The organism is Cedecea davisae DSM 4568 (genome assembly GCF_000412335.2).
GTDB lineage: Bacteria > Pseudomonadota > Gammaproteobacteria > Enterobacterales > Enterobacteriaceae > Cedecea > Cedecea davisae.
This window is the reverse complement of record NZ_KE161030.1, coordinates 1981779-1990862: the sequence shown is the minus strand read 5'-3', so window position 1 is coordinate 1990862 and position 9084 is coordinate 1981779. Positions and strand designations below refer to the sequence as shown.

At 53.6% G+C, this 9084-nt stretch carries 9 protein-coding genes; 5 read left to right on the top strand and 4 right to left on the bottom strand.

What is annotated here, in order from left to right:
- Both HMPREF0201_RS09290 and katG read left to right on the top strand, forming a co-directional pair.
- On the top strand, positions 1–1532 hold a 1532-nt coding region (locus HMPREF0201_RS09290; protein ID WP_016536338.1), incomplete at its 5' end, for an Ig-like domain-containing protein.
- Positions 1533–1777: 245 nt separating this feature from the next.
- Positions 1778–3952, top strand: coding sequence for a catalase/peroxidase HPI (gene katG, locus HMPREF0201_RS09285; protein ID WP_016536337.1), 2175 nt, complete (start codon positions 1778–1780; stop codon positions 3950–3952).
- An 82-nt stretch (positions 3953–4034) separates the two neighbouring features.
- Here katG and HMPREF0201_RS09280 read toward each other — a convergent pair whose 3' ends face one another.
- The 4 genes from HMPREF0201_RS09280 to HMPREF0201_RS09265 all read right to left on the bottom strand — a co-directional run bounded on the left by HMPREF0201_RS09280 (position 4035) and on the right by HMPREF0201_RS09265 (position 6825).
- A complete protein-coding gene (locus HMPREF0201_RS09280; protein ID WP_016536336.1) occupies positions 4035–5153 on the bottom strand; it encodes an S-(hydroxymethyl)glutathione dehydrogenase/class III alcohol dehydrogenase in 1119 nt (372 codons plus the stop codon).
- A gap of 28 nt (positions 5154–5181) precedes the next feature.
- Positions 5182–5457, bottom strand: coding sequence for a metal/formaldehyde-sensitive transcriptional repressor (locus tag HMPREF0201_RS09275; RefSeq protein ID WP_016536335.1), 276 nt, complete (start codon positions 5455–5457; stop codon positions 5182–5184).
- A gap of 126 nt (positions 5458–5583) precedes the next feature.
- A complete protein-coding gene (locus HMPREF0201_RS09270) occupies positions 5584–6123 on the bottom strand; it encodes a dihydrofolate reductase family protein (protein WP_016536334.1) in 540 nt (179 codons plus the stop codon).
- Positions 6124–6474: 351 nt separating this feature from the next.
- On the bottom strand, positions 6475–6825 hold the full coding sequence (locus HMPREF0201_RS09265) for a hypothetical protein (protein WP_016536333.1): 351 nt from the start codon (positions 6823–6825) through the stop codon (positions 6475–6477).
- A gap of 193 nt (positions 6826–7018) precedes the next feature.
- Here HMPREF0201_RS09265 and HMPREF0201_RS09260 point away from each other — a divergent pair, with 193 nt between their 5' ends.
- The 3 genes from HMPREF0201_RS09260 (at position 7019) to tolA (ending at position 9072) form a co-directional block, all read left to right on the top strand.
- Positions 7019–7189 carry a hypothetical protein gene (locus HMPREF0201_RS09260; protein WP_016536331.1) on the top strand — a complete coding sequence of 57 codons (171 nt, stop codon included), beginning with the start codon at positions 7019–7021 and terminating at the stop codon, positions 7187–7189.
- A 209-nt stretch (positions 7190–7398) separates the two neighbouring features.
- Positions 7399–8277 (top strand): ChaN family lipoprotein, encoded by an 879-nt coding sequence (locus HMPREF0201_RS09255; protein ID WP_016536330.1) that lies wholly within the window; start codon positions 7399–7401, stop codon positions 8275–8277.
- A 6-nt stretch (positions 8278–8283) separates the two neighbouring features.
- Positions 8284–9072, top strand: a complete 789-nt coding sequence (gene tolA, locus HMPREF0201_RS09250; protein WP_016536329.1) for a cell envelope integrity protein TolA — start codon at positions 8284–8286, stop codon at positions 9070–9072.
- Positions 9073–9084: the final 12 nt, after the last annotated feature.

The following is a 9084-nucleotide window of genomic DNA, read 5'->3' as shown; positions in this document are numbered from 1 at the left end:
CAATGGACAAGATTCTGGATACCGGAGAGTGGGTCATGCAACGGGGAGGGAGCGCCGATGACGCGGCCTGGTCTCTTGTGGCCTCTGATAATGCCACTATCCAGCGGGATTACATTCGCCTGGTAGGGGAAGGAGGCTCCAGCTCCACTGCATGGTCCGGGCGCTATAAAAATGAAATCGGTAACATGTATGGCGAAGTGCATGAAGATATGATTTTTGACCTCAGGGGCGCCCGTCTGGATACAGAGGGAGACTCGCTCTCACTGGATTTTGGCCATTGCCAGGACCGTACAACTCAATTTGCAACTCATATCTGGCATTGCGGTGGATCGACCTGCGCATACTATACCGAGATTTTTAAACTCAGTTTCAGACTTTCTGGAAAGGGTACGAACCCTATCAGGGTCAATGCGGAAAGTGAAATTATTCAGATCCAACCAAATGTTGGTAATCTCAGCATTATTAATAATTTTGATGAGGAGTTGGGGCCTTTTATTGACTATGTTGGCCAAAGAAGCCAAATGGGTAGTCAGATGGAGAGCCAGCTTGACAATGCATTATCTGCAACCATTCTTGGTTCAATTGGCGGTGTTAACTTTGAGTCAATCAGCGTATTTGCCGTCGACCATATCCTGTTCCCCGAGCAGAATATCAACCAGCTGAAATCTGCCGGTATGCCGGGCGATATGGTTGTATTTGGCGATATCTCCCCGGCGCTGACATCCCTGAATCTTGCACCACTGAACACGACCCTTGCCGCCGGGAAAACCGTGCAGTTTACGGCCAACGCCAGCGTGAACTGGAGTGTGTCACCTTCCGGTGTCGGCTCCATCAGCGCCAGCGGCCTGTACCGGGCTCCGGCGAGTATTGAAGGTGCCTTGCAGAACGTAAAAATTACAGCGACCGGTAAAAATGGCGCAACAGCTTCAGCTTACGTTGCCGTTGTGCCCACATCTGTCATAGTTACCCCTGCCTTTGCGACCGCGAAGGAAGTGGCTAATTCTCCCTCAACCCTTCAGTTCAGCGCAAACCTGGTAAATGGTGAAAAACTTTCCGGCTGGCAAGTGAAGCCCGGAAAAGCAGGCGGCCTGGCGGGAGCCATTGACAGTAATGGCCTGTACACAACCCCTTCTGACGCCTGGCCCAAAGGATATTCATGGGTCACTGTGACCGCCACCGCCTCTGACGGCAGCACCGCAACGGCGCGGGTGCTGCTGGTCAGCCGTACCGCACATGCGGAGTTTGTGGTGACTCCCCCACTATTGACAGAAATGCCACTCGGGACGAAGCAGAGCTTTTCTGCAACAGGTGATGGAGAAATCGACCCGGAAGCATGGGCGCTTTCTCCGGAAAGTGGCAGTCTGAGCGAGCCTGAAGTCAGCGGAAGTGAGGACGAGCCAGTGTACACGGTAACCTACACCGCCCCGCAAGTGGCTCCGGGGGATAATCTGGTTATTATCACAGTAACAGCTGACGGTATGCCCCTACGAGCAGGATATGCGGTTGTTGATGTTGGGAATAACCAGGAATAAGTTTGTTCCAGAGCATATTAAATAAACAGAAAAGAAGTTAAAGGGAGTCCGGACTCCCTTTAACTTATCAAACATTCCCACCGTTGCTCATTTGCCCGGCAAACCGCCCAATCGGTTCTAAAATATGATGGCGGTAAATTTTTGCGTTTAAAAGGTAACAACTATCAAATTCGTAGGCCCATCCAGATTCTAATTATCAATCGTAAAGACTATGGTTAACGGGCACATATAAAACGGAGAGCAAAATGAGCAATTCTACAGACTTACACAACGCTTCCCCGGCGGGCGCTGGAAAGTGCCCCTTTCATCAGGGCCAGAGCACGGACATCGCAGGCGAGGGAACCAGCAATCAGGACTGGTGGCCGCATCAACTGCGCGTCGATCTGCTAAATCAGCACTCTAATCGTTCCAACCCGCTGGATGAAAACTTCAGCTACCGCAAAGAATTCAGCAAGCTTGATTACTACGCCCTGAAAGGCGACATCAAAGCCGTATTAACCGACTCTCAATCATGGTGGCCTGCCGACTGGGGCAGCTATATCGGCCTGTTTATCCGCATGGCGTGGCACAGCGCAGGAACCTATCGCTCCCGCGATGGCCGCGGCGGCTCCGGGCGCGGCCAGCAGCGTTTTGCTCCTCTTAACTCGTGGCCCGATAACGTCAGCCTCGATAAATCCCGCCGTCTGCTGTGGCCAGTGAAACAAAAATACGGACAGAAGATTTCCTGGGCTGACCTGATTATTCTGGCCGGTAACGTGGCGCTGGAAAACGCAGGCTTCCGCACCTTCGGTTTTGGCGCAGGGCGTGAAGACGTGTGGGAACCAGATCTCGACGTGAACTGGGGGAGCGAGAAAGAGTGGCTCGAGCACCGTCATCCGGAATCCCTGGCGCAGGCACCTTTAGGCGCAACCGAAATGGGGCTGATTTATGTCAACCCGGAAGGCCCTAACCACAGCGGTGACCCGCTTTCCGCCGCCCCGGCTATTCGCGCCACATTCGGCAATATGGGCATGGACGACGAAGAGATTGTCGCCCTGATAGCGGGTGGCCATACGCTGGGTAAAACCCACGGTTCCGCGGCGGCAACGCATGTTGGTTCCGACCCGGAGGCCTCCCCTCTTGAGGCCCAGGGTCTTGGCTGGGCCAACAGCTACAACAGCGGCGTAGGCGCGGATGCGATTACCTCCGGCCTGGAAGTGGTCTGGACCCAAACGCCTACCCAATGGAGCAATTACTTCTTCGAAAACCTGTTCGGCTATGACTGGGTACAAACCCGCAGTCCGGCCGGAGCCATCCAGTTTGAAGCGACTAACGGACCGGATATTATCCCCGATCCGTTTGACCCGTCGAAAAAACGTAAGCCAACCATGCTGGTCACCGACCTTACGCTGCGTTTCGACCCGGAGTTCGAAAAAATTTCTCGCCGCTTCCTGAACGATCCGCAGGCGTTTAATGAAGCGTTCGCCCGCGCCTGGTACAAGCTGACGCACCGCGATATGGGGCCGAAGGCAAGATACATTGGGCCAGAAGTACCAAAAGAAGATCTGATTTGGCAGGATCCGTTACCGCAGGCAGTTCACGCGCCTTCCACCGCAGATATTGAAGCGCTGAAGCAGGCGATTGCTGATTCCGGCCTGTCGGTGAGCGAATTGATCTCCGTGGCGTGGGCTTCAGCCTCAACCTTCCGCGGCGGCGACAAACGCGGTGGCGCGAACGGGGCTCGCCTGGCGCTTGCTCCGCAGCGCGGCTGGGATGTGAACGCCATCGCCGCCCGTACTCTTCCGACACTTGAGGCAATCCAAAAAGCGTCAGGCAAAGCCTCTCTGGCAGACATTATCGTGCTAGCAGGCGTTGTCGGGATCGAAAAAGCCAGCGGTCGCAAAGTACCGTTTACTCCGGGCCGCGTCGATGCAAGCCAGGAGCAAACGGATATTGAATCCTTTGAGCTGCTTAAACCCGCTGCCGACGGCTTCAGAAACTATCGCCGCATCGCCAATGCGACTTCTACCGAAGCTCTGCTGATCGACAAAGCGCAGCAGTTGACGCTGACCGCGCCTGAACTGACGGTATTAGTGGGCGGGCTGCGTGCACTCGGCGCTAACTTCGATGAGAGCCAGCACGGCGTGCTGACCTCTCGCCCTGGCGTGCTGAGCAACGACTTCTTTGCCAACCTGCTGGATATGCGTACCGAATGGAAAGCGACGGGAGAGGGTTCTGAACTGTTCGAAGGCCGCGACCGCCTGAGCGGCGAAGTGAAGTACACCGGCACTCGTGCTGACCTGGTGTTTGGTTCAAACGCGATACTGCGCTCGCTGGCAGAAGTCTACGCCAGCCAGGACGCAGAAGAGAAATTCGTTAAAGACTTTATCGCCGCCTGGACTAAAGTCATGAACCTTGACCGTTTCGACCTGCAACAGTAATTAGCTCACAAAAAAGGGAGAGCTTTACGCCCTCCCTTCATTTGCAACCTGAGGGAAAGCATCGCGCTTTCCCTTTTTTTGATTATTTGTCGCCGAAATGAATAACGGTACGAATAGACTTGCCTTCATGCATCAGGTCAAACGCCTCGTTGATCTGCTCCAGCGGCAGGCGGTGCGTAATGAACGGGTCGAGATTAATTTTCCCGGCCATCGCATCTTCTACCATGCCCGGCAGTTGAGTGCGCCCTTTCACGCCGCCAAACGCGGAACCGCGCCACACGCGCCCGGTCACCAGCTGGAACGGACGGGTTTTGATTTCCTGACCGGCACCGGCTACGCCGATAATCACGCTCTCGCCCCAGCCTTTATGGCAGCATTCCAGCGCGGAACGCATCACGTTCACGTTGCCGATGCACTCGAAGCTGAAGTCCACGCCGCCGTCGGTTAATTCTACAATCACGTCCTGGATTGGTTTCTCATAATCCTTCGGATTGATACAGTCGGTAGCGCCCATTTCGCGTGCCAGCTTGAATTTTTCCGGGTTGGTATCAACGGCAATAATGCGGCCAGCTTTTGCCTGTACCGCGCCCTGAATAACCGCCAGGCCAATACCGCCGAGGCCGAACACAGCAACGCTGTCACCTTCTTTCACTTTAGCCGTATTGTGTACCGCGCCGATGCCGGTAGTGACGCCGCAGCCCAGCAGGCAGACTTTATCCAGCGGTGCCTGCGGGTTAACTTTAGCCAGAGAGATCTCGGCCACCACGGTGTATTCGCTGAAGGTGCTGGTGCCCATATAGTGATAAATAGGCTCGCCTTTATAGGAGAAACGGGTGGTGCCATCCGGCATCAGGCCTTTACCCTGGGTAGCGCGAACCGCCTGGCAGAGGTTGGTTTTGCCGGACTTACAGAACTTACATTCGCGGCATTCGGCGGTGTATAAAGGAATAACGTGGTCGCCCGGCTTCAGGCTGGTAACGCCCTCGCCCACTTCTACCACGATACCGCCGCCTTCATGGCCCAGTACCGCCGGGAACACGCCTTCCGGGTCATCGCCGGACAGGGTAAACGCGTCGGTATGGCAAACGCCGGTATGGGTGATTTTTACCAGCACTTCGCCTTTCTGTGGTGGAGCAACATCAAGTTCAACAATTTCCAGTGGTTTACCCGGCCCAAAGGCCACCGCAGCACGTGATTTCATAACTCTCTTCCTTTTGGTGAGGGTGTTTTTATTTTAGATAAGAGCGGATTAAAGTCCCGACTTCCGCCATACGCAGCGCGCGCTGGTCTTCTGAAGTGTCGCCGGTGACCAGCTCATCTTTGAGGTGAATTTCCATCATTTCGCCCATTAACCCGTTGGCTGCGCCGCGAACGGCAGCGATCTGCTGTAAAATAGCCAGACACGGCTCGCCGCTTTCCAGCGCGCGCTCCAGCGCTTCCGTCTGGCCGCGAATACGCCGGACGCGGGTGAGAATGCGTTTTTTGTCTTCGGGTGAGTGTGGCATGTTCGCCCCCTATATACTGTAGGGGGGTATAGTACATGAATTTACAGCAGATTGATAATTTAGAAATTATTGCTAGTTATCATGTTGTTATGTAGGGGAAGAACAATGCGGCTCTCTAAGCCCTGCTCAACGAGACTTCACCTCGGCAAGCAATTCAATCGCCCCGCTCTTCAGCACGCGCTGGTTCACAGAAGAGAAGTTCAGCGTTTTTTTCACCGGCAGCAAAGGGATCCCTGAACCGATAATGACCGGGATCTGAGTGATAAACAGGCTCTGGAGTTCGTTGGCGTCTGCGAAGTAAGCCGCCGTTTTACCACCGCCAACCAGCCAGACATCTTTGCCCTGTGCGGCGGCTCGCGCAGTCGCCGCGATGTCGTTTGCGCTGCCCTGGACCAGGGTTATCTGCTGGCCTTCCTGTACGGCTAACTTTTGATGAGTGACGATAAATGCAGGCACATCCGCATAGGGCCAACCCTCCGGGGAGTTTGCCACTATCCAGTTATAGGTTTCGGCGCCCATAATTACCGCCCCAACGGACCGATAAAAATCGTCATAAGGCGTGGCGTCCTCCCCCAGCGGAAACGACATCAGCCAGTTCAGGTTATGGGTTTCATCCGCAATAAACCCATCCAGCGTAGAGGCAACGTAATAGATCATTTTTGTCATTGGGATCACTCATAAAAGAGAAATATCCAATTGATAATATTGTAAAAATGATAGATTTCCAGCCCCCAATTCTGGGCTTTACATTTCTTGTTTCTGATTCAAGGCAATGCAGTGTTTGAGGAGAGGTGTGAAGTGTATTAGCCCGCCGGTTGCCGCCGTGAGTTTCTCAAATGATGCAATAAAGAATAATACTTAGAAGCATCCGCTTATTATTATTCCAATAAAAAAAAGCCGCGTTTGCGGCAATTAAAACACTCAACCAGCCAGTTCAACAGGCACTTCTGGGTAGCGATAAATTCGCCACGATTGGAGATTATTTAAATTTCTTAGTCAGGTTAAAGATGATAATAATTATCCTTTTGATTTCCTGATATCGAGATAGGAGAGCAAATCGGTATTCACATTTTCTCTGGCATCGGTATTTAGCGCGACAAGATAAAAATCTCCGCTCTCGCTCTCCGGGTAAACCTGGTACTGGAAGCTGTGCTTGTCATAGCCAACATCGCAGATGATATCCCATTCTCCGTCGGGCTCCTTGCGGCTGTCGCAGTTGCCAGGCCCAAAGGTGTATGTCAGATTCGATTCCAGCTTCTCTTCTGCATCAGCGACATAGGGCGGTTTAAAGTGAAGATTGAAAGCAAAGATTGATATACCCAGAATCCAAAATACGGCAATAAACCACAATGATTTTCTTTTATTCATTATCACATCTCCAGGAATATCCCGGAGCCTGAATCATAATTGTTTTCAGGTATTATCCACGCGACCAAAACCATGTAAAGAATAAGGGTAGATGAAAAATCTGAAATATTAAATTCCGCCCGGCGCAACGGCAACGGATTTCTGGAACATTGCGGGCGTGGGCGGCCACCAAAATCTGCCGCAATCATGGGTAATGACAACCGAAGATATGGTGGATGCCGCGCTTGCCGGTCTGGATGCCGGGGAAAAAGTCACCCTCCCTTCCCTACAGGAAGGAAGCGAATGGGATGCCTGGGAAGCAGACCGCCGGGCGATTAGCGGCCGCCTGAGTTCAACTCATCCCGCCCCACGTTACGCTCGCTAGCGCCTTTCACTATTTTATCCCGCCAAACGCCGCTTACATGCGGCGTTTTCTCTGTAACAATGAGGTTTTACGGTAAAAAGATAACCTTACAAATTAAATGCAAATGATAATGAGTATCATTCGGTAAATTTATTTGTTAACATCCCGCCCGCTATAAACCGATCGGTATCAATAACAGCGGCCAGTGAAGGCCACCTCCGGGCAAAGATATGCATAAAAAATTGATCCTTAGCTCTTTGATAGCGTTAGCCAGCCTGGGCCTCAGCGCCTGCAGCCAAACCACTCCCCCACAGCCGAAAGCATCGGCACTCAAAGCCGCCGTTGTCGAAGGACAGATCCTCGACTTGCACAGCGGCAAAACGCTGACCGAAAGTCAGCTATTAACGCAGCTTGCGGCCGCACCGCGGCTTATCGTCGGCGAGAAACACGATAACGCCGAACATCATGAAATTGAGCTTTGGCTTATCCAGAACCTGGTTCGCCAGCGCCCTCAGGGCAGCGTGCTGCTTGAAATGCTCACCGCAGGCCAGCAGCCGCGGGTTGCCCAGGTTAAAAACTGGCTGAAAGAAGATCCTGTCGTACGCGATGGGCGTATTCAGGAACTACTAAGCTGGCAAAAAGGCTGGCCGTGGGAGATGTATGGCGGCGTCGTTACCGAAGCTTTACGCGCGCCTTACCCGCTGCTTAATGCCAACATCGACCGCAGCCGGGTTATGGAGCTATATAAAAAGCCCGAATTCCCCGAAGGCAAAAAATCTACCGCTCCCGCCGTTCAGGACGCACTGCGCACAACCATTATCGCCATGCATGATGGCAATATTGAGGGTCAGCAGCTTAAATCGATGCTCTCTATTCAGCAGCAGCGCGACCGATATATGGCCCAGCAGTTGCTGAACGCCCCCGCTCCGGCATTGTTGATTGCCGGCGGTTATCACGCATCGAAAAGCATCGGCGTACCGTTGCATATGGAAGATCTCGCTCCATCATCCCGCCCGGTTGTACTAATGCTCGCGGAAAAAGGCATGAAGATTACCGCTGACCAGGCTGATTACGTGTGGTTTGTGAAGCCAGCTGCTGCAAAACGGTAAAAGCGGATGACGGATATTCTCTACGCGCCGCGGACGGGAAGATGGAGCGGCGGATTTGTTTTCTCTCTGCTGCTCCATAGTCTGCTTTTTCTTGCGCTTATCTGGCAGGTTGCCGACGTACAGCCCTCTCTGCCTCCTGCTCCGGCGGTCATGCTGCAATGGTCGGACAATATCGAAGCGCCCGCGACTCCCGTTAAGCAGCCAGTGGGAATTGCCCAGCAGGAATCTGCTGCCGCCGAGGAAAAGCAGCAGGCCGAAGACAAGCAGCAGCAGGCCATTCCTGAAGACAAGGATGCGGTGATTGAAGTCACGCGGCAGAAAAAAGCTGCCGAGGGTGAAAAGAAGAAGCCGCGCCCGCAGCGCAAAGTTAAAGATCAAACCAGCGACAGCAGCCAGGCCGCCGTTTCCAGCGATGCCGCGCCCCAGGCTGCGGTTGTTTCATCCCGTATTGCCGCCCCTTTCAACAGCGACTCGCCAAAGCGAGACAACCTTGAAGACTCATGGGAAAGCCGGGTGAAAGGCCACCTTAACCGGTATAAACGCTACCCGGCCGATGCCCGCAGGCGAGCCCGCATCGGCACTGCCGTTGTAACGTTTACCGTTAATGCAGACGGCACGGTCATCGGCAATTCTCTGGCCGCCTCCTCGGGAACAATCTCGCTGGATCGCGAGGCGGTTACGGTGCTCGAACGGGCCCAGCCACTGCCCAAACCGCCGTCGGAAATATTACAAGGCGGGGTTTATAAAGTGAAAATGCCGATTACTTTTGACCTTACGGATCTAAGGCGAAGCTAGCGCCTTAGCCCC

Bases quoted from the DNA above. Each gene is read 5' to 3' on its own strand.
- HMPREF0201_RS09270 (WP_016536334.1), bottom strand. From the start codon at position 6,123: ATGACAAAAATGATCTATTACGTTGCCTCTACGCTGGATGGGTTTATT.
- HMPREF0201_RS09280 (WP_016536336.1), bottom strand. From the start codon at position 5,153: ATGAAATCACGTGCTGCGGTGGCCTTTGGGCCGGGTAAACCACTGGAA.
- tolA (WP_016536329.1), top strand. From the start codon at position 8,284: ATGACGGATATTCTCTACGCGCCGCGGACGGGAAGATGGAGCGGCGGA.
- HMPREF0201_RS09275 (WP_016536335.1), bottom strand. From the start codon at position 5,457: ATGCCACACTCACCCGAAGACAAAAAACGCATTCTCACCCGCGTCCGG.
- HMPREF0201_RS09255 (WP_016536330.1), top strand. From the start codon at position 7,399: ATGCATAAAAAATTGATCCTTAGCTCTTTGATAGCGTTAGCCAGCCTG.
- HMPREF0201_RS09265 (WP_016536333.1), bottom strand. From the start codon at position 6,825: ATGAATAAAAGAAAATCATTGTGGTTTATTGCCGTATTTTGGATTCTG.
- katG (WP_016536337.1), top strand. From the start codon at position 1,778: ATGAGCAATTCTACAGACTTACACAACGCTTCCCCGGCGGGCGCTGGA.
- HMPREF0201_RS09260 (WP_016536331.1), top strand. From the start codon at position 7,019: ATGACAACCGAAGATATGGTGGATGCCGCGCTTGCCGGTCTGGATGCC.